This is a genomic window from Sphingomonas vulcanisoli (assembly GCF_011761305.1).
GTDB classification, from domain to species: Bacteria; Pseudomonadota; Alphaproteobacteria; order Sphingomonadales; family Sphingomonadaceae; genus Sphingomonas_I; species Sphingomonas_I vulcanisoli.
The window spans coordinates 154,895-172,743 of the sequence record NZ_JAAOZC010000001.1 but is presented as its reverse complement, the minus strand read 5'-3'; the positions used below and the strand labels follow the sequence as shown (position 1 = coordinate 172,743).

The following is a 17,849-nucleotide window of genomic DNA, read 5'->3' as shown; positions in this document are numbered from 1 at the left end:
ACATCTTTAAATGGTTAATGTTATTCGTTAATGAAGGCGACGATGGCCGCACCGAGTTCGGGTTTGAGGACCGCGCTCATGTGATTGCCCGGAATTTCTTGATATCGGCCATGCGGAAAGAGCGCCGCCAGGGCTTCCGCCGATCCGTTGTCATGGTCATCGATACCGCAGATTACCGCCATTTCGGTGGCGATTGCTTCGATCTGCTCGCGGCGCGTATCGACGAAGGTGTTCAGTATCTGGAGGAGCGCGATCGGATCGCCGCCGGTGGTTTTGAGGAAAGCTTCGGACATCCACTCGGGGGAGCCGCGCTCATGCGTGCCGCGGTTCTCCAAAACGCGCCGGAAGAAGCTGCCGCGCCCTTGCGTGCGCAAAATCCCCTCGAGTCCCATCCCCGCCCCGAACGCGCGGCGCGGCGTCGCCCCGTGGACCAGCGCACGCACCGTCGTTCGCGCGCCTAGCGAATAGCCCCCGAGGTCATAGTCCTGAATTCGCAAATGATCGATCAGCGCCAGCGCATCGCGGGCGAGGATATCGGGCGGATAAGCGGCGGGATCGTGCGGCGCCGCGCTCGCGCCATGCCCGCGCAGATCGGCCATGATGACGCGGTGCCCTCCGGCGGCGATACGCTCGGCGTGGCCGTAGCGCACCCAGTTGGTCCAGCTGTTGGAGAACAAGCCATGGATCAGCACGATCGGCCGTCCCTCGCCGATCGTATAATAAGCCAGTTTCTCGCCATCCGCCGCCTCGAAGAACGACGGGATCAGATCATTGCGGGAGATGGCCAACTTTTTCCTTCCAGCGCTTCACGCGGTTCGGATTGTCCTCTGTATAGATGGCTGCAACCATTTTCAGGCACCGAGCGCCATCACCTTGGCACCGGCATAGCGCTGATCAAGCTTGCGCAGGAACCGTTCATCGGCCGTCACCAAGCTGGTCTCTAGGGCCTCCGCGAGAGCGAGATAGACGCAGTCATAGACTGGATGATCTAGCTCCATTGCGATCGCCAAGGCGCGCGCCATGACGGGCGTTTCGTCGTGCGTCTCGATGATTTCAGCAATTTGCTCCGGCAGCGAAACGAGGCCTGGATCAGGCGCAAACTCCCCTCGACGAGCCTTCTTCCAGATCGTATTAGCGACTTCAGCGTGCAACAAGGTAGGCGCCGCGAGATCGTCGCGGCTGAGCAGGGCTATCGCGTCGGCACTACCCTCTTCCTCGATCAGCCATTTTACAGCCACCGAAGCATCAACAATCACCGGTCACGATCCTCGCGGATCAGATCGACGCCGGATGTCTGCACCGCGTCCGGAATCGTCGCGCGGCGCGTTTTTTCCTGCATTTGCCGGACCAGCTCAAGCTTCTCGTCAAGGGTGAGTTGCGCAGCTTCACGATGAATGGCGCCCCTTGCCAGAGCCTCGGCAGAGGTACGCTCTCTTCTCGCACGAAGCTTTAGCCGCTCGATCGCAGCATCGTCCAACTGGCGGATCAGCATCTGGCCCATCGAAGAATGATAGCAATCTGCTATCATTCATTCAACGGTGGCTTAGCCAGCCTTCTGCAGGTGCTTCCGCCCGAGCAGCTCCGCGATCTGCACAGCATTCAGCGCCGCGCCCTTGCGGAGGTTGTCGCTGACGCACCAGAGGCTCAGGCCGCTGTCCACGGTCGGATCCTCGCGCACGCGGCTGATATAGGTGGCATATTCGCCAACGCATTCGATCGGAGTGACGTAGCCGCCATCCTCATGCTTATCGACGAGCATCACGCCCGGCGCCTCGCGCAGGATCGCTTTCGCCCGGGCCGCAGAAATCTCGTCGACGAACTCGATGTTGATCGCCTCCGAATGGCCGACGAATACCGGCACGCGGACGCAGGTGGCCGAGACCTTGATCTTGGGATCGAGGATTTTCTTGGTTTCCACGACCATCTTCCATTCCTCCTTGGTCGATCCATCGTCCAGGAAGCTGTCGATATGGGGGATGACGTTGAAGGCGATCTGCTTGGTGAACTTCTTGGGCACCGCCGGATCGCCGACGAAGATGTTGCGGCTCTGCTCGAACAGCTCGTCCATGCCTTCCTTGCCCGCGCCGGAGACCGACTGATAGGTGGCGACGACGACGCGCCGGATCGTCGCCTCATCGTGCAGCGGCTTCAGGGCGACGACCATCTGCGCGGTCGAGCAGTTCGGATTGGCGATGATGTTCTTGCGCTTATATCCGCTGATCGCCTCCGGGTTTACTTCGGGCACGATCAGCGGCACGTCGGGGTCCATCCGGTAGAGCGACGAATTATCGATCACCGTGCAGCCCGCCGCCGCCGCGATCGGCGCATATTTGGCGGTCGCTTCGGAGCCGATCGCGAACAGCGCCATATCCCAGCCCGCCCAATCGAAATGCTCGATATTCTGGATCTTGAGCGTCTTACCGGTATCGCCGAAATCGACGGTAAGGCCTGTGGAGCGCGACGAGGCCAGCACGGCGATCTCGTCGGCCGGAAACTCGCGCTCGGCCAGAATGTTCAGCATTTCACGACCAACATTGCCGGTCGCGCCCGCGACGACTACCCGATAGCCCATAATGTCTCCTTGATGCGCGGGCCGTTGGAACAGAAGCGCGCCCTTGTCCAGTTCGCCGAACCTTAGCCCGGAGAAGTCCAGCTTGCCCGAAGCCCCGCGTATCGAAGGCCTGCCGATCCCCCAGCGCTATCTCGCCGCCGCCGCGATCAGCCTGGGAACCGCACTCACCACGATCGACGGCGCGATCGCCACCGTGGCGTTGCCGACGATCGCGCGCGACCTGAACGTCGATGGATCATCGGCGGTGCTGGTGGTGACCGTCTATCAGCTGGTGCTGGTGATGACCCTGCTGCCGCTGTCGGCGCTTGGCGACCAGATCGGCCTCAAGCGGCTCTATCAGCTCGGTCAGCTCGTCTTTACGATCGCCACGGCCCTGTGCTTCTTCGCCAAGAGCCTGCCATTCCTGCTCGTCGTCCGCGCGTTGCAGGCGGTCGGCGCGGCGGCGGCACTTTCGGTCATGTCGGCGCTGATCCGTTCGGTCTATCCGTCCGACAAGCTGGGGCGCGGCCTCGGCCTCAACAGCGTCGTTGCCTCAACCGCCGGCGCCGTCGCGCCGACCGCGGGCGGCCTGATCCTGGGCTTTGCGCCCTGGCCATGGGTCTTCGCGATCGGCGCGCCGTTCGGGCTGCTGTCGCTCTGGCTCGGGCGAAGCAGTCTGCCGGACGTGCCCGCCCGCCCGGGCCGCTACAATCTGGCCGGCGCCATACTCAACATGGCCACTTTCGGGCTGGTGATCGCCGGACTGGAGGCCCTGGTCCATGGCAGCTCGCCAGTGGTAAGCCTCGCCATCGTCGCAATCGGGATCGGTTTCGGGATCGGCCTTTTCCTGCACGAGCGGCGCGAAGCCGCGCCGATCCTGCCCGTCGATCTGCTCGCGCGGCCCGTGCTGGCCCTTTCCACGGCAGGCGCGCTCTTCGCCTTCATCGCATCGATGAGCATCATCCTGTCCTTGCCGTTCCGCCTCCAGCATAGCTACGGGCTCAGCCCCAAGGAGATCGGCGCGATGATCGCGCCTTGGCCGCTCACGATGATGATCGTCGCGCCGACGGCGGGCACGCTCAGCGACCGCTATCCGGCAGGGCTGCTCGGCGGGATCGGCATGGTGATCGCCACCATCGGCGCTCTGCTGATCGCCTGGCTGCCGCACGCGCCGAGCTATGCCGACATCGCCTGGCGCATGGCCTTCACCGGCGCGGGCTTCGGCCTCTATCTGTCTCCCAATGCCCGGCTGATCGTGGGATCGGCACCGCGCGAACGCGCCGCATCGGCGGGTGCGCTGGTTTCGACGACCCGCCTCACCGGGCAGACCGCGGGCGCCACGCTGGTGGCGGCCCTCCTCGCCCTCGGGATCGGCGCCTCCCCGACACCGGCGCTGATCGCCGCCGGGCTGACGGCGGTGGCGGGGGTACTCAGCATCGCGCGCCTGCGCCCTTCGGTCCGCGTGCCGATGCGCGGCGAGGCACAGGCGGCGGAAGTGGCGGCGAGGACGGAATTTCACGGCGCCTGACGGTGCCTTTCGCGATCTGCCGCGTTGAGCAGCTACCATAAGAGGAGCTGCCGGTGCCCTACGTCAAGACCCGCGACCATGTTGACCTCTACGTCAAGGATTGGGGGTCTGGCCGCCCGGTGATCCTCCTCCATGGCTGGCCGCTTTCGGCCGATAGCTGGGACGATCAGGCGCTCGCGCTGGCCGAGGCCGGACATCGCGTGATCTTCTACGATCGCCGGGGGTTCGGCCGATCGGGCCAGCCCTTCAGCGGCTACAATTATGACACGTTCGCCGACGATCTCGCCCAAGTGATCGAGGCGACGGGCGTCAGCGATGCGACGCTGGTCGGCTTCTCGATGGGGGGCGGTGAGGTGGCGCGGTACATGTCACGCCATGGCGGCAAGGGCATCGTCAAGGCGGGGCTAATCTCGTCGGTCGTCGCCTATCTGCTGAAGGACGATAGCAATCCGGATGGTGTCGACGGATCGGTGTTCGAGGACCAGATGAAGGCCCCGATCCGCAAGGACCGCGCGCATTTCATGAAGAATTTCGCCGAGATGTTTTACGGTGTCGGCTTCATCTCCAGCCCGGTCAGCCAGGAGGTGCTCGATCAATTCTGGGCGCTGGCCATCCAGGCGGGGCTCAAGGGCACGCTCGATTGCATCGATGCGTTCGGCAAGACCGACTTCCGCCCCGATCTCGCCGCCTTTAAAGTACCGACGCTGATCGTCCACGGCACCGGCGACAAGACCGTGCCGATCGATCCCTCGGCCCGCGCCGCCGCGCAGCTGCTGGGATCGAAGGCACAGCTGATCGAATATGCGGGTGCACCGCACGGCCTGAACGTCACTGAAAAGGACCGGCTGACGCAGGATCTGCTGAGCTTCGTGGGGAGCTGACGCCGATCCTCCCCCGCCAGGGGGAGGATAGGTTCGAAAATCTTGGCTAATGCGATGTAAACCCTGTTCTTAGGGCCGGAAGTAACGCCCGGCGCTCTATCCAGAACGGGTTGTACGAGTGGAGTAGCGTAATAGTGTTGGCTCAGATCCTTGAGGCACCCGCCGATCACGGCGGGCTGATGGTGTCGCTTGCCGCCGGCGAAGGCTCGGCGGCGCATCCGTGGCTGATTTCGGCGGAGCTCAACGCCGGCGTCTCGGCGACGCGCAACGTCGCCGATCTCGTCCATCTGTTCTCCCTGCTGCATGGGCGGACGCCGGGGTTGATCGATATGGCGGCCAGTCAGAGCTGCTGGGCGGGCGGCGATGCTTTCCTGCGGGAGGCCGCCGCCGCCTTTGTGCACGAGCGCGCTTTTCTGGCCGCGTTGATCGCCGTCGCCGGGCCGCCGCCGAGCACGCCCGGCGATTCGGGGACGGTCTGCACGATCCAGAGCCAATATTATTCGATGGCGACCTTGGCGCGATCTGAACGGTTCGGCTGCGCGATCGGCGCGGTGGTGACGTTACTGCTCGATTGGCAGCCGCTGCGCGCGGTGATGGATGGCGCGGCGGAGCGGCTGGGGCTGGCGGTTCCCGAGAGCCGGCTGCCGGATGAAGAGGCGTGCCGCGCGCTGCTGGCGGCGATGCCCGATCGCCCCCGCCTCGATCGCACCCTGGCGTTCGGCGCACGCCAGGTGTTGGCCCACCATACCGGCCTGCTCGACTATTGCGCGGTGCGCGCCGAGGCGCGGGAGGCCTGCTGATTCAGGCGCCGATCATCCGATTACGGGACGGGAGGTGCCTGCGGATCGGGAACGGCGTCTTCGATTTTCTTGTCGAGATCGGCGATCCACGCGGGCACTTCCGGCAGGCTCGCATAGGGCAGATCACGGTGCAGCGTCGTCGCCCAGCGCGTCAGCCATTCGTCGCCGTCCGGCCCTACGTAATTGTCTGCCGTTCGATAGGCGGGATCGGCCATGGCGCGATCGAGGCTGACGGAAGCGAGGTGGTTGGCGCGGAAGATGGCGGCCAGGGCATCAATGCTGGCGGCGTTGAGGCGGCTGGCGTGCACCAGCATCACAAACGCCGGCTCGCGTCCGAATAGAGCCACGCCAGCCTTGCGATACCAGGGTACGACCGCGGCGGTATAATCGATATAGGCGGCACGGATCGCCGCGGCTTGCGCCGCATCCTTGCGCGCGAGGGCGGCATCGTAGGGCTCGGCGAATTCCCAATCGGAATTTTCCATCGTCACCGGCGCGACGCGATAGCCATGCGCCTTCAGCCAGCCTTCGAACTTTTCCCGGATCGCCAGCGTCGGGCCGGTCTCCAGATAGGGATGGCGATACCAATGTTCGGTTTTGCCATGATCGCGCATCAGCACGCGCGTCACCGCCTCGCCCTTCGCGACATCCGCGATATAATCGTCCACCGGTGTCTTGGTCAGCGAGAGATGCGAATAGCTGTGGTTGCCGAGATCATATCCGGCATCGATCCAACGGCGTAGCAGGCCGATCCGCTCCTCCCGGTTGGGGCCTTGCAACTGGATTTCGTTGACGAAGCCTGTGACCTTCCAATGCTGCTTGCGGAAGCCGTCGAGCAAGTCCGATGTGATCGCGTCGGCTTCGGGCGGCGGCGCATAGAGGCCGAACAGCGGCAGATCGTCGAAGGTGATCGCCACTGACCCTGCGTGCGCGGCTGTTTCCGCCGATAGCATCGCGGATAGGCCCAGCAGGAACATGCGCGCTATGATTCTCAATGCCATGCGCTGCGTTATGGCGCTTAAGTCGAGGAGCTCAATGGCCAGCATGCGATGAGCGATCCCTTGCGCTAAGGAGCTTTTGATGCGCGCATTCTTGTCGAAACTAACGGCTGCGATGGCCTTCATAGCCCTAGCGGGATCGCCGTCGCTGGCGGATCCGCCTCCCGGCGGAACGATCGCGATCGAACCGAAGACCTCTAGCGGAGAGTATGATCCCGCCCTGCCCGCCTTCGTCAACGCCGCGACCGAGGCGCTCTCGACCAAGGGCTTCACGATCCTCGACGATACCGGCCATGCGGCTTATGTCGCCGAACTGATCCTCAGCCGTGCCGATGTCGGCACCGGCCTCGGCAAGGGCTCGGCGCGCACATCGGTAGCGCCCGGCGGTGCCCCCGGTGTCGGCGCGGGCGTCACCATCCCGCTTTCGACTGGCCAGTCGCAGCTTGTCCCGCTGCAACGCACCCAGATCGAGCTGCGCATCCACAAGCGTGGCGAGCCAGCGGTCGTATGGAAGGCCGCCGCGGTAACGGTGCGCCAGTTAGGCACGCGCCGGGCGACCACCGATGCGGTCGCCGCTGATCTCAGCGAAGCCCTGCTCCGCAGCTATCCTGCCCAGCCGGAGGACATTGTCGGCGTTCCATGAGGATAAGCCGAAGATCGCCGCCTAATCGCCGGTGCGGGTCTTGATCTTGTTGGGCAGCTTCTTGCCCTTGGTGCGGCGGGACGGGATCTGGACCGGGTTCTTTTTCTTCCATTCGGCCCATGTCATCGGGCCGTCCGGGGTTTGAATGATCGTGTCGTCAGCCATGCCGTTCGTATAGCGTGCAGCGCGGCCGAATGAGAAGCGCGAGCGGAGCATAGCGCGGGCACGCGCGTTGATCGGTGATGCCCTCCTCGGTGATCCGCGCCTTCGATTATGAGCCCGATGCCGAACGGCTGGCGATCACCTTCACGACCGGCAAACGCTATGCCTATTGCGACGTACCGGCGGAGATCGTCCGGAGGCTGCGCGCCGCGACCTCAAAGGGCCGCTTTTTCAACAGCCGGATCCGTGATCGCTACCGCTGCGAGAAGCTTGCCTGAGGCGCTTCAGCAATTTTCATACTTCCAGTTGAGCTTCTTGCCCTCTGCCATCTGCGCGACGGCCTTGGCAATCCGGCTGGCGCGGGTTTCAGGACGCTTCGCCTGAACGATCCATTCGATATATTCGCGCCGACACCCCGGCGGGAAACCATGGAACACCGCGCAGGCTTCGGCATCACTCGCCAGCGCCTCGGCCAGATCGTCAGGCGTTTCGAGCGCAGGTTTCGGGGGCGCCTTGGGCTTCGGCAGGGCGGACGCGGCCGATGCCGCCTGCGCCCGGATCAGCGCGATGAACTCGGGCTCCGGAGGCAGATCCTCGACCTTGGTCAGCCGGCCATATTGCCCCATCGCGTCGGCTTCCTTGCCCGTCCGCGGCCCTTTCCAGAAGCCGAAGGCCGCGTGCGCCTTGAACGCCGCCATGTTTGCGAAGGGACGACCGCCGATCAGGAAGAAGGGCATCCCCCATTTAATCGCTTCCTCTACGTCCGGCAGCGCCGCATGCATCGCCTTGCGGACCTGACGGAGGATCGGCTGCGCGAACGGCTGCGCCTTGGCGATGAACGCATCGATCCTCTGATCCTGCGGCATGGCAACCTCCTCGTCCGCACGCTGCCATCCGCGCGGCCGTTTCGCAACCGATCCGCTCACCCATGGTTATGTCCGAACCGGACCGGGCTGAACGCCGGCGAAACGGCCAACTCAGATCGCGTTCACCGCGAAACTGGGAAAAGCCGGCGACGGACAAAGGTTCGGCCTTGAACAGGAGAAGATCAATGCGACGCTTAACCCTTGCTGTGGCGCTTGCCGCCGCCGCCCCGATGGCGCTCGCGCCCATCGCGCCCGCTATTGCCCAATCGCCGCAGGCGCAGGCCCGCTGGGATGCGGCGCAACGCGATTATCAGATCGCCACCGATCGCTATAACGCCGAACGCGACCGGTACATGGCCTCACGTCGTTACAATCGTGGCAGCGGCCCCTATGGCGGCGGCTATGGCGCGCCCCCGCCGCCCCCGCCGGGCGCTTATGGCGATCCGACCTATCAGACCGATTATGATGCTTCCCGCTACTATCGCGACGGGCCGGGCTATCAGGAGCGCGTGCTCTCTTCGAACGACCAGGTCTATCGCGGATCGGACGGCCGCTATTATTGCAAGCGCAATGACGGCACGACCGGCCTCATCGTCGGCGGTGCCGCTGGCGGTATCCTCGGCAACGTGATCGACGGCGGCCACAATCGCGCCGCGGGTACGCTTATCGGCGTCGCGGTCGGCGCGCTCGCCGGCAAGGCGATCGACCAGAGCAACCAGCAGGTCCGCTGCCGCTAAACCACGATAGTCAACACTCGATGCCCCCGCGTGATGCGTCCGGCGAGTGTGCTATCGATCCGCTAATCTCACGAGGGCGGCGTTATGCGGGGATGGGCTGGCCGAAACGGCTCAGCCCATCCTGATGCCGCCGTCGACGTGATAGGATCCGCCGGTCATGTTGCGCGCCTCGTCGCTGGCGAGGAAGACGACCATGCGGGCGATATCTTCCGGCGTTTGAGGACGGCCCTGCGGGATGACGCTCAAAAAGCCCTGGACCGCTTCCTCGACCGAAAGCCCCATCGCCTTCGCCATTTCGGGCAGAAGCTGATCGTGCATCGGCGTCGCGACGATGCCGGGACAGACCGCGTTCACGGTAATGCCGGTCTTGGCGAACTCCACCGCAAGGCTCTGCGTGAGGCCGAGGACGCCGAATTTGGACGTGCAATAATGGGCGAAGCAGGGTGCCGCCTGCTTGCCCGCCACCGATGACATGTTGATAATCCGCCCATAATCGCGCTCCAGCATGCGCGGGATCACGGCGCGGGCGGTGAGGAACTGGCCCTTGAGATTGATGTCAAGCAGACGGTCCCACTCGGCCTCGCTCATCTCCAGGAACGGCACCCGCCTGGAAACGCCGGCATTGTTGACCAGGATCGCGATCGGACCGAGCTGCGTCTCGACCGCCTCCGCCATCGCGAAGGCCGAGTCCCAGCTCGTCACGTCCTGCTCGAAATAGGCCGCTTCTCTCCCCTCCCCGATCAGCGAACCCGCCATCTCGGCGCCCACTGCCGCGTTGAGGTCGGTGATCGCCACCTTGGCACCGGATCGCGCCAAGACTTTCGCGATCTCGGCACCGATGCCCATTGCACCGCCGGTAACCACCGCGACCTTGCCGTTCAGATCCATTCAAGCATCCTTTTTGGCCGGATCATCAGTTCGGAACGTATCGCCCTTCGTCGCGCTAGAAATGGACGCCGACGCGCGCGCCATAGCTCCGCGGCTCGTTCGGATAGGCAAAGACGCCGTAAGCCGAGAGCGAATATTGCTGATAGCTGTGCGTCTGGGTCAGGTTGCGCGCCCAGAGCGTGACATCCCACTTGCCGCCCGGCGCCGTCCATTTCGCCGACGCCGCGAGCGTCGCATAATCGCCCTGGCTATAAAGATTGTCGGGCGTGAAATAGATGCGGGACTGGTACTTCACCGTCGCGTTCAGATCGATCTTGCCCGCGCCCAGCGCAATCCGCTGATTGACCCCGAAAAAGCCCGAGAATTTCGGCGCGAACGGCAGCCGGTTTCCGCTCGCGTCCGCCGCCGAGATGTTGATGCCGCCGAAACCGCCGCCGCCGAGGTTGGGGGCTGTGACCGGGTTGGTCAGATACAGCGGGGCGTTGGGGAAATTATCATATTTGGCATCGAGATAGCTGAAACCGAGCGAAAAGCGCGTGTCGGTCGTCGCTGCGAAGTCGATGCTGCCGTCGATACCCTTGATCCGCGAGCTTGCCGCATTCCGGAGCGCGATGTTGATGTTCTGGAAGATGTTCACCTGCAGATTGCTGTAATCATACAGGAAGGCAGCGACGTTCAGCCGCACACGCCGATCGAAGAAATCCGCCTTGGTGCCGATCTCATAGGCGTTGAGGTGCTCCGGATCGAGCGCCGGGCCGGGATTGGCGAGGAAGATGATGTTGTTGAAGGTCCCCGATTTGAAGCCGCGATTGTAGCTGGCATAGACCAGCGCGTGCTGCCCCAGATCCTGGGAGACGGTGATCTTGCCGGTCAGCGCGTTGAACGCGGCATTCGGATAATTGTTGACATCCAGGCCCAGGAACGGCGGCGGCGCGCCGGGCCCGGTGGCATATTGGAAGGTGGTGCGCGAGGTCTGCGCGCGGTGATCGTGCGTGTAGCGAAGCCCCGCCGTAATGTGGGTGGTGGGCGTCACGTCATAGGTCGCCTGACCGAATCCCGCCACCGACTTCGTGGTCATCACGCTGCGGACATCGATGCGGGACGCGCCGAAGCCGAGAAAGGGAATGCCGGACAGGCCGGGCATTTCCGCCGCCTTGTTGTAATAAAGATAGGTGCCCACAATCCATTTGAAGCGGCCGCCGGTCGACGACAGGAGTTGGAACTCCTGGCTGGCCTGCCGCTCGTCGCGCTTGTCGAAACCGTAGAGGAACGGCGTCGTGGTTCCGTCGGCATCGAGATAGCCGGTCGATTTCGTCGAGCGGTAAGCGCTGATGCTGACGAAGGAGAGATCGCCGATCTTGGTATCCAGCTTGAGGCTGGCGCCATATTGCTCGCTCTTGCCCGGCCGCGTGTAATCGGTCGCGACATCGTAAAAGTTACCGGAGTGCGGCGCCGGTACGCCCGGCGCCAGGCTCCACGGCGCGCCGATCACCGAATAGGCCTGGCCGAGTTCCGACCGATCCACCCCATAATCGCCGATCAGCGTGATCCGCGTGGCATCCGATGGCTTGAACAGCAGCTTCGAACGGACGGCGAAGCTCTTGCCCTGATAAACATCCTTATTGTCGAAGAGATTTTTACCCCACCCGTCGCGATCGTCGTAATGCACCGCGATATCGCCGGCGAGGTTCTCGCCAAGGCCGGTCGAGGCGTAGACGTCGGCCTCCTTGTAATTGAAATTTCCGTAGCCGGCGGAGGCGTCCAGCGTCGGCGTATGGGAGGGATCCCGCGTGAAGATCTGGATGACGCCGCCGGTCGCGTTGCGGCCGAACAACGTGCCCTGCGGGCCCTTATCGACCTCGACGCGCTCGATATTATTGAAATGGGCATAAGCGCCGCCGCCGGAGGCATAATAAACGTTGTCGATATAGGTCTGTACCTCCGCCTCGGCACCCGCGAAGGTCTGGGCGTTGCCGACACCGCGCAGGAAGGGCGAGCCGCTTTGCGCCTGGAAGGAGTAGATCAGCCCAGGGGTCACATTCACCAGATCGGATAGACCGGCGACATTGTTCGCCTTCAACGTGCTGGCGCTGAACGCAGCGATCGCGATCGGAACGTTCTGCACATTCTCGCTGCGCTTCTGCGCGGTGACAATGATGTCCGCGATGACCGGGGACGGATCGGCGGCGGCGGCGGTGGGCGCCTGGCTTGCCTGCGCGATCGCGGCGGTTCCGCCGACGCACGTCAGAGCGCCGCAGGCGATGAACGCCCATCGCAGCGAAACGGAACGCGATGAAACCGAGCTGCCGCAAGCCTTGATCATGATCATACTCCCCTTTGCACGGCTGGCTTATCGTCAGCTCGAAATTGCATCGCCCCCGTGCCGATTTCTGGCACTATCAAGCGTTGCAGTTGCAAGCTGTGCCTAGACCTGGCGATAAGAACAAATGACAACTTGCTATGTTTGGTATTCCTGCTGGAAATGGGCGAACGCCCGGCATAAGCGGCCCGCATGTCCCTGCGCTCGATCAACCAGAATCTTCTTCCCGTTCTTCTGGCGTTGCTGCGGGAACGAAACGTCACGGTTGCGGCGCGCAGCCTGGGGCTTACTCAGCCCGCCGTCAGCAAGTCGCTGATCCAGCTCAGGGCGATTTTGGGCGATGAGTTGCTGGTGCGATCCGGTCGCGGTCTTGCCCTCACCAAAAGGGGCGAAGAGCTGCTCGATCCCGTCGCCCAGATCTGCGAAAGCCTGGACCAGCTTTGGCAGGCCCGGATATTCGATCCCGCCAAAAGCCGGCGGCAATTCATCATTGCCGGCACCGATTATTGCCCGATGCTGCTCGTTCCAGCGCTCGTTGACACATTGCGAGCGCAAGCCCCCGGCGTCAGTATGCGCTTCGTCGACCTCGTTCCCGATGCGCTAATGGACGACCGCGCCGATATCGATTTCGCGATGACTCCGGATTTCATGCTGTCGCAGCAGCTAAGGGACGCAACGGGGATCATGCGGCTCTTTGACGATGATTTCGTCGCGGTGGTTGCAAAGGGTCACCCGCTCTCCGCAGACGGTGCATCGCCGCCCAAGGATATGAGCGATACGCCGAGCATATTGTTCGGCAACAACGATCCATTGCTTCCCAAAGACTTGAGGGGGACGATGCCGCTCACCGTGCCGAGCCCCACGCTTGCCGTCGTGCAGCAACTGACGACGCTTCCTCTGCTGGCCCTTATGACCGGGACGGTGGCGATCGTTCCGCGTCGGCTGATAGATTTGCTCATCCCCACGCTTCCCCTCCACATCATTGAGGGAATTGTGCCCGAACGGGAGGTGACGGTCGTGCTGGCGTGGCACAAGCGGCGTGATGGCGATGCCGATCACCGCTGGTTCCGCGACCTCATCGCCACGCACCTCGGCGATACTTCGCTCGGTTGAGCCTGGCGGCGCCGCTTTGCCCTCTACGAGATGGTGGGGTTCATTGGCGATTCACGCTGCGCTATGCTTATGCGAACCGCACCCATGAAAGCCTTTGCATGAAGCTCCGTCTGGCCCTTGCCCTGCTCCTCTCCACGGCCGCCGCGCCCGCCTTGGCCGATCCTGCGCCGAGCGTGCCGCAGCGCGTCGACAAGCTGGAGAAGGAGATGAAGGCGGTCCAGCGCAAGGTCTTCCCCGGCGGTAGCCCGGCCTTTTTCGAGCCCGAAATCCAGGCGCCGCAGGCCGCGCCGCAAAGCGCCGGATCGCCCGCGGGCGCGCCGCTGAACGAACTCACCGGGCGCGTCGATGCGCTGGAGAAGGCGCTGTCGCAGACCACCGCGCAGAATGAGGAATTGCAGCATCGGCTGCAGATCGTCTCCGAACAGGCGGCCCGGGATCGCAGCGAGTTCGACACGCGGCTGAAGGCGCTGGAGGCCAATGCCGCCCCGCCCGCCCCTGCGCCCGTGGCCGATGCCGCGCCGATCAAGCCCAGAGGCAAACCCGCCAAGCTTGTCCCGGCGGATGCCGATGCGCCCGTGCCGGATGCCAAGCCCGTCAAGGCGATCGCCACGGACAAGCCCGCCAAGCCTGTGAAGGAGGATACCGCCCCCGTCTCTGCAAACGGCGACCCAGCCGAGGACGCCTATATGGCGGGATATAAGCTTTGGGCCGACAAGAAATATGCCGACGCCGAGGTGACGCTGGCCGACGTCGCCAAGAAATATCCCAAGCACAAGCGCGCCAGCTATGCGCGCAATCTGCTCGGCCGCGCGCAGCTCGACGAAGGCAAGCCCGCCACCGCCGCACAGACCTTCCTCGCCAATTACCAAAGCGATCCGCATGGCGAGCGCGCGCCGGACAGCCTGTTCTATCTCGGCGTCTCGCTGACCCAGCTCAAGAAGACCGACAACGCCTGCCGCGCGTTCGGCGAGCTGGAGGATGTCTATGGCGCGACAATGTCGGACGGGATCAAGGCCAAGCTCCCCGCCGCGAAGAAGGCGGCTGCCTGCAAGTGAGGCAGGGGGACTTTTCCCTCTTCGGTGATATGTGGAGGGCGTAGCCATCGAGGCTGCCAAGGTAGCGCGCTTCGCTGCCGACCTCGATGCCCTAGCTTCCGAGGGTACGCTCGCGCTGGCAGTGTCGGGCGGCCCGGATAGCCTAGCATTACTGCTGCTCGCCCACGCCGCGCGGCCCGGATCGATCATCGCCGCCACGGTCGATCACGGCCTGCGCCCCGAGGCGCGCGCCGAGGCGGACTTGGTCGGCCTGCTCTGCGCCGATCTCGGCGTGCCGCACGCGATCCTCACCGTCACGGTGGCGGACGATCCCGCGGGGCCGCAGGCGGCGGCGCGCGACGCCCGCTATCGCGCCTTGGCGAGCTGGGCCGAACGCGAGGGCGCGGTGGCGATCGCCACTGGCCATCAGCTCGACGATCAGGCCGAGACGGTCTTGATGCGGTTGGCGCGGGGCAGCGGCATCGGCGGGCTTTCGGGGATGCCGGCGCGGCGCGCACTGGATCGCGCGACTTTGATCCGTCCCTTGCTCAGCTGGCGGCGCAAGGAACTGGCGGCGATCGTGGCGGCCGCGGGGATCACCGCGATCGATGATCCTTCCAACCACAACCCGCGCTTCGATCGCACCACGGCGCGCGCGCTGCTGGAGGTGGGCTGGCCCGATCCCAAGCGCCTCGCCGCCTCCGCCGATCATCTCGCCGAGGCCGAGGAGGCACTCGCCTGGGCCTGCGCACGGCTGGCCGCCGAGCGGCTGCATCAGGATGCCGCGAGCGTATCGATCGACGTCGAAGATCTGCCCCGCGAGTTCCTCCGCCGCCTCGTGCTTACTGCGTTCGCCAGGCTTGGCACCCGACCCAAGCGCGGTGACGAACTCGATCGCCTGATCGATCGTGTTGCGGGCGGCGCAGTCTCCACCCTCGCCGGCGTCCGCGTCGCGCCCGGCGCGCGCTGGCGTTTCACGAAAGCGAAATCGCATCGGGTTCCTTGATTCTCCCCCGCCAGGAGGAGGTGTCAGCGTAGCTGACGGAAGAGGAGGTCAGGAATGTCCTCGACGATTCGCCGCCGTCCTCCCCCTCCGGCGCCTTCCCCTGGCGGGGGAGGATTTGGGGGGCAAATACAACAAAGTGTGACGAAATCCCTCAATCTCACGGTCGGAGGGGTGCATTCCATTGCCATTAACCTCTCTCCTCCTACATAATGGGCCACGGAAGGCGGATTCTGCATGGCGAACGACAAGGAGCCGCAGCGCGGCAATGGCGATAAAGGGGGCGGTAACAACCCCTGGATGAAGAGCTTGGCCATCTGGGTGGGCATCCTGCTCGCCATCGCGCTGGTCGTTTCGATGTTCGAAGGCGGCACCGCCGCCAAGACCGGCGAAAGCATTGCCTATTCCGAATTCCTCAGCCGCGTCGACGATGGCTCGGTGCGCGAGGCCGATATCGGCGCGGGCGTGATCACCGGCAAATATAGCAACGGTGCGCAGTACAAGACCTTCGCACCGACCGACCCGACTCTGATTCAGCGCCTCTCGGCCAAGGGCGTCACCTTCCGCGCCCGCCCCGATGAGCAGCCCTCGCTGTGGACCTATCTGCTTTATCAGAGCTTCCCGCTGCTGATCCTGCTCGGCGTCGGCTATTTCGTGATGCGGCAGATGCAGAAGAATGCGGGCTCCGGCGCGATGGGTTTCGGCAAGAGCCGCGCCAAGATGCTCACCGAGAAGCAGGGCCGTGTCACCTTCGATGACGTCGCCGGCATTGATGAGGCGCGCGAGGAATTGCAGGAGATCGTCGATTTCCTCAAAGACCCGTCCAAGTTCGCCCGCCTCGGCGGCAAGATCCCCAAGGGTGCGCTGCTCGTCGGCTCGCCCGGCACCGGCAAAACCCTGCTCGCGCGTGCCATCGCCGGCGAGGCCAAGGTGCCGTTCTTCACGATTTCGGGCTCGGACTTCGTCGAGATGTTCGTCGGCGTCGGCGCGAGCCGCGTGCGCGACATGTTCGAACAGGCCAAGAAGAACGCGCCGTGCATCGTCTTCATCGACGAGATCGATGCGGTCGGCCGCCATCGCGGCGCGGGCCTCGGCAACGGCAATGATGAGCGCGAGCAGACGCTGAACCAGCTGCTGGTCGAAATGGACGGCTTCGAGGCCAACGAGGGCATCATCATCGTCGCGGCGACCAACCGCCCCGACGTGCTCGATCCCGCGTTGCTGCGTCCGGGCCGGTTCGATCGTCAGGTCGTCGTGCCCAAGCCCGATATCGAGGGGCGCGAGAAGATCCTGGCCGTCCACACCGCCAAGCTGCCGCTGGCCCCCGACGTCGATCCGCGCACCATCGCGCGCGGCACGCCGGGTTTCTCGGGCGCGGACCTCGCCAATCTGGCCAATGAGGCGGCATTGCTGGCCGCGCGCAAGGGCAAGCGCCTGATCGCGATGCGCGAGTTCGAGGAGGCCAAGGACAAGGTCATGATGGGCGCCGAGCGCAAGTCCATGATCATGACCGAGGACGAGAAGCGCGCCACCGCCTATCACGAGGCCGGCCATGCGCTCGTCTCGCTGCACGTGCCCGGCTGCGATCCGCTGCACAAAGTGACGATCATCCCGCGCGGCCGTGCGCTGGGCGTGACCTGGAACCTGCCCGAGCGCGATCGCTATTCGATGACGATGAAGCAGATGAAGGCCCGGCTGGCGCTTTGCTTCGGCGGCCGCATCGCCGAGCAGCTGATCTACGGCGCCGAGGAGCTCAACACCGGGGCTTCCAACGACATCCAGCAGGCCACTGAGATGGCCCGCGCGATGGTGATGGAATATGGCATGAGCGAAAAGCTCGGCTGGCTCCGCTACCGCGACAATCAGGACGAGGTGTTCCTCGGCCACTCGGTTTCGCGCAGCCAGAGCATTTCCGAAGACACCGCGCGGATGATCGATCAGGAAGTCCGCCGCATCGTTGAGGAAGGCGAGATGAAGGCCCGCGAAGTGCTCACCGAGCATCTCGACGAGCTGCATCGCTTGGCAACCGCCTTGCTCGAATATGAGACGCTGACCGGCGAGGAATCCAAGAAGGCGATCAAGGGTGAGGACATCGGCCGCGAGGATCCGAGCAAGCGCGCCCCGCGCGCGCTGGCGATCGGCGGCTCCTCGATCCCCAAGAGTCGCCGCCCCGGCGGCTGGGGTTCGCCGACGCCGGCGGGGGCCTGACGTTCGGGGATAGCGGACCGTCCGCACTCCTCAACTGCCTTGACTTGGGTCGTCCTAGGGCGTGACGAGTCTTCGTCAGGCGGATAATTATAAAAATTAAGGCCGGATTATCCTTAA

19 protein-coding genes are annotated in these 17,849 nt (G+C 64.3%); 10 read left to right on the top strand and 9 right to left on the bottom strand.

Annotated elements, in window-relative coordinates:
* Nucleotides 1–20: 20 nt before the first annotated feature.
* From FHS31_RS00880 to FHS31_RS00865, 4 genes are all read right to left on the bottom strand, one after another.
* Nucleotides 21–782 (bottom strand): alpha/beta fold hydrolase, encoded by a 762-nt coding sequence (locus FHS31_RS00880; protein ID WP_167072004.1) that lies wholly within the window; start codon nt 780–782, stop codon nt 21–23.
* A gap of 69 nt (nt 783–851) precedes the next feature.
* On the bottom strand, nt 852–1,256 hold the full coding sequence (locus FHS31_RS00875) for a PIN domain-containing protein (RefSeq protein ID WP_167071130.1): 405 nt from the start codon (nt 1,254–1,256) through the stop codon (nt 852–854).
* Nucleotides 1,253–1,501: a FitA-like ribbon-helix-helix domain-containing protein gene (locus FHS31_RS00870; RefSeq protein ID WP_167071128.1), complete on the bottom strand. Its 249-nt coding sequence runs from the start codon at nt 1,499–1,501 to the stop codon at nt 1,253–1,255. Before FHS31_RS00870 ends, FHS31_RS00875 begins: the two co-directional genes overlap by 4 nt.
* A gap of 42 nt (nt 1,502–1,543) precedes the next feature.
* Nucleotides 1,544–2,572 (bottom strand): aspartate-semialdehyde dehydrogenase, encoded by a 1,029-nt coding sequence (locus tag FHS31_RS00865; RefSeq protein ID WP_167071126.1) that lies wholly within the window; start codon nt 2,570–2,572, stop codon nt 1,544–1,546.
* An 82-nt stretch (nt 2,573–2,654) separates the two neighbouring features.
* On the opposite strand from FHS31_RS00865, the gene FHS31_RS00860 reads away from it, so the two are divergent.
* From FHS31_RS00860 to FHS31_RS00850, 3 genes are all read left to right on the top strand, one after another.
* Complete coding sequence (locus FHS31_RS00860) at nt 2,655–4,079, top strand: MFS transporter (RefSeq protein WP_208408478.1); 1,425 nt, start codon at nt 2,655–2,657, stop codon at nt 4,077–4,079.
* Nucleotides 4,080–4,132: 53 nt separating this feature from the next.
* Complete coding sequence (locus tag FHS31_RS00855; RefSeq protein ID WP_167071117.1) at nt 4,133–4,960, top strand: alpha/beta fold hydrolase; 828 nt, start codon at nt 4,133–4,135, stop codon at nt 4,958–4,960.
* A gap of 134 nt (nt 4,961–5,094) precedes the next feature.
* Nucleotides 5,095–5,760 carry a DUF6975 family protein gene (locus FHS31_RS00850; protein ID WP_167071115.1) on the top strand — a complete coding sequence of 222 codons (666 nt, stop codon included), beginning with the start codon at nt 5,095–5,097 and terminating at the stop codon, nt 5,758–5,760.
* A 20-nt stretch (nt 5,761–5,780) separates the two neighbouring features.
* Here the strand turns inward: FHS31_RS00850 and FHS31_RS00845 are convergent, their stop codons facing one another.
* Nucleotides 5,781–6,761: a polysaccharide deacetylase family protein gene (locus FHS31_RS00845; RefSeq protein WP_167071114.1), complete on the bottom strand. Its 981-nt coding sequence runs from the start codon at nt 6,759–6,761 to the stop codon at nt 5,781–5,783.
* A gap of 79 nt (nt 6,762–6,840) precedes the next feature.
* Here FHS31_RS00845 and FHS31_RS00840 point away from each other — a divergent pair, with 79 nt between their 5' ends.
* Nucleotides 6,841–7,401 carry a hypothetical protein gene (locus FHS31_RS00840; protein ID WP_167071112.1) on the top strand — a complete coding sequence of 187 codons (561 nt, stop codon included), beginning with the start codon at nt 6,841–6,843 and terminating at the stop codon, nt 7,399–7,401.
* A gap of 21 nt (nt 7,402–7,422) precedes the next feature.
* Here the strand turns inward: FHS31_RS00840 and FHS31_RS00835 are convergent, their stop codons facing one another.
* Complete coding sequence (locus FHS31_RS00835) at nt 7,423–7,566, bottom strand: hypothetical protein (RefSeq protein WP_167071110.1); 144 nt, start codon at nt 7,564–7,566, stop codon at nt 7,423–7,425.
* Between the two features lie 77 nt (nt 7,567–7,643).
* On the opposite strand from FHS31_RS00835, the gene FHS31_RS00830 reads away from it, so the two are divergent.
* Complete coding sequence (locus tag FHS31_RS00830; protein WP_167072002.1) at nt 7,644–7,841, top strand: KTSC domain-containing protein; 198 nt, start codon at nt 7,644–7,646, stop codon at nt 7,839–7,841.
* Between the two features lie 6 nt (nt 7,842–7,847).
* Here FHS31_RS00830 and FHS31_RS00825 read toward each other — a convergent pair whose 3' ends face one another.
* Nucleotides 7,848–8,429 (bottom strand): YdeI/OmpD-associated family protein, encoded by a 582-nt coding sequence (locus FHS31_RS00825; protein WP_167071108.1) that lies wholly within the window; start codon nt 8,427–8,429, stop codon nt 7,848–7,850.
* A gap of 185 nt (nt 8,430–8,614) precedes the next feature.
* Between FHS31_RS00825 and FHS31_RS00820 the strand changes: the two genes are divergently transcribed.
* A complete protein-coding gene (locus FHS31_RS00820) occupies nt 8,615–9,166 on the top strand; it encodes a glycine zipper 2TM domain-containing protein (protein WP_167071106.1) in 552 nt (183 codons plus the stop codon).
* A 111-nt stretch (nt 9,167–9,277) separates the two neighbouring features.
* On the opposite strand, the gene FHS31_RS00815 is transcribed toward FHS31_RS00820, so the two are convergent.
* Together FHS31_RS00815 and FHS31_RS00810 are read right to left on the bottom strand one after the other, a co-directional pair.
* Nucleotides 9,278–10,054, bottom strand: a complete 777-nt coding sequence (locus FHS31_RS00815; RefSeq protein WP_167071105.1) for an SDR family NAD(P)-dependent oxidoreductase — start codon at nt 10,052–10,054, stop codon at nt 9,278–9,280.
* 55 nt (nt 10,055–10,109) lie between these two features.
* Entirely contained in the window at nt 10,110–12,377 is a 2,268-nt protein-coding gene (locus FHS31_RS00810) for a TonB-dependent receptor (RefSeq protein WP_167071103.1), read from the bottom strand.
* 189 nt (nt 12,378–12,566) lie between these two features.
* Here FHS31_RS00810 and FHS31_RS00805 point away from each other — a divergent pair, with 189 nt between their 5' ends.
* From FHS31_RS00805 to ftsH, 4 genes are all read left to right on the top strand, one after another.
* Nucleotides 12,567–13,487: a LysR family transcriptional regulator gene (locus tag FHS31_RS00805; RefSeq protein ID WP_167071101.1), complete on the top strand. Its 921-nt coding sequence runs from the start codon at nt 12,567–12,569 to the stop codon at nt 13,485–13,487.
* 98 nt (nt 13,488–13,585) lie between these two features.
* The gene (locus FHS31_RS00800; RefSeq protein ID WP_167071099.1) at nt 13,586–14,542 is read left to right on the top strand and encodes a tetratricopeptide repeat protein; all 957 of its coding nucleotides are present in this window, start codon (nt 13,586–13,588) and stop codon (nt 14,540–14,542) included.
* A gap of 31 nt (nt 14,543–14,573) precedes the next feature.
* On the top strand, nt 14,574–15,527 hold the full coding sequence (tilS, locus tag FHS31_RS00795; protein WP_167071097.1) for a tRNA lysidine(34) synthetase TilS: 954 nt from the start codon (nt 14,574–14,576) through the stop codon (nt 15,525–15,527).
* A 234-nt stretch (nt 15,528–15,761) separates the two neighbouring features.
* Nucleotides 15,762–17,732 carry an ATP-dependent zinc metalloprotease FtsH gene (ftsH, locus tag FHS31_RS00790; RefSeq protein ID WP_167071090.1) on the top strand — a complete coding sequence of 657 codons (1,971 nt, stop codon included), beginning with the start codon at nt 15,762–15,764 and terminating at the stop codon, nt 17,730–17,732.
* Nucleotides 17,733–17,849 lie beyond the last annotated feature (117 nt).

What these genes read in the sequence shown, in the direction of transcription:
- FHS31_RS00870 (WP_167071128.1), bottom strand. Translation starts at nt 1,501, where the DNA reads ATGGGCCAGATGCTGATCCGCCAGTTGGACGATGCTGCGATCGAGCGG.
- FHS31_RS00865 (WP_167071126.1), bottom strand. Translation starts at nt 2,572, where the DNA reads ATGGGCTATCGGGTAGTCGTCGCGGGCGCGACCGGCAATGTTGGTCGT.
- FHS31_RS00845 (WP_167071114.1), bottom strand. Translation starts at nt 6,761, where the DNA reads ATGGCATTGAGAATCATAGCGCGCATGTTCCTGCTGGGCCTATCCGCG.
- FHS31_RS00840 (WP_167071112.1), top strand. Translation starts at nt 6,841, where the DNA reads ATGCGCGCATTCTTGTCGAAACTAACGGCTGCGATGGCCTTCATAGCC.
- FHS31_RS00835 (WP_167071110.1), bottom strand. Translation starts at nt 7,566, where the DNA reads ATGGCTGACGACACGATCATTCAAACCCCGGACGGCCCGATGACATGG.
- FHS31_RS00830 (WP_167072002.1), top strand. Translation starts at nt 7,644, where the DNA reads ATGCCCTCCTCGGTGATCCGCGCCTTCGATTATGAGCCCGATGCCGAA.
- FHS31_RS00825 (WP_167071108.1), bottom strand. Translation starts at nt 8,429, where the DNA reads ATGCCGCAGGATCAGAGGATCGATGCGTTCATCGCCAAGGCGCAGCCG.
- FHS31_RS00820 (WP_167071106.1), top strand. Translation starts at nt 8,615, where the DNA reads ATGCGACGCTTAACCCTTGCTGTGGCGCTTGCCGCCGCCGCCCCGATG.
- FHS31_RS00815 (WP_167071105.1), bottom strand. Translation starts at nt 10,054, where the DNA reads ATGGATCTGAACGGCAAGGTCGCGGTGGTTACCGGCGGTGCAATGGGC.
- FHS31_RS00810 (WP_167071103.1), bottom strand. Translation starts at nt 12,377, where the DNA reads ATGATCAAGGCTTGCGGCAGCTCGGTTTCATCGCGTTCCGTTTCGCTG.
- FHS31_RS00805 (WP_167071101.1), top strand. Translation starts at nt 12,567, where the DNA reads ATGTCCCTGCGCTCGATCAACCAGAATCTTCTTCCCGTTCTTCTGGCG.
- FHS31_RS00800 (WP_167071099.1), top strand. Translation starts at nt 13,586, where the DNA reads ATGAAGCTCCGTCTGGCCCTTGCCCTGCTCCTCTCCACGGCCGCCGCG.
- ftsH (WP_167071090.1), top strand. Translation starts at nt 15,762, where the DNA reads ATGGCGAACGACAAGGAGCCGCAGCGCGGCAATGGCGATAAAGGGGGC.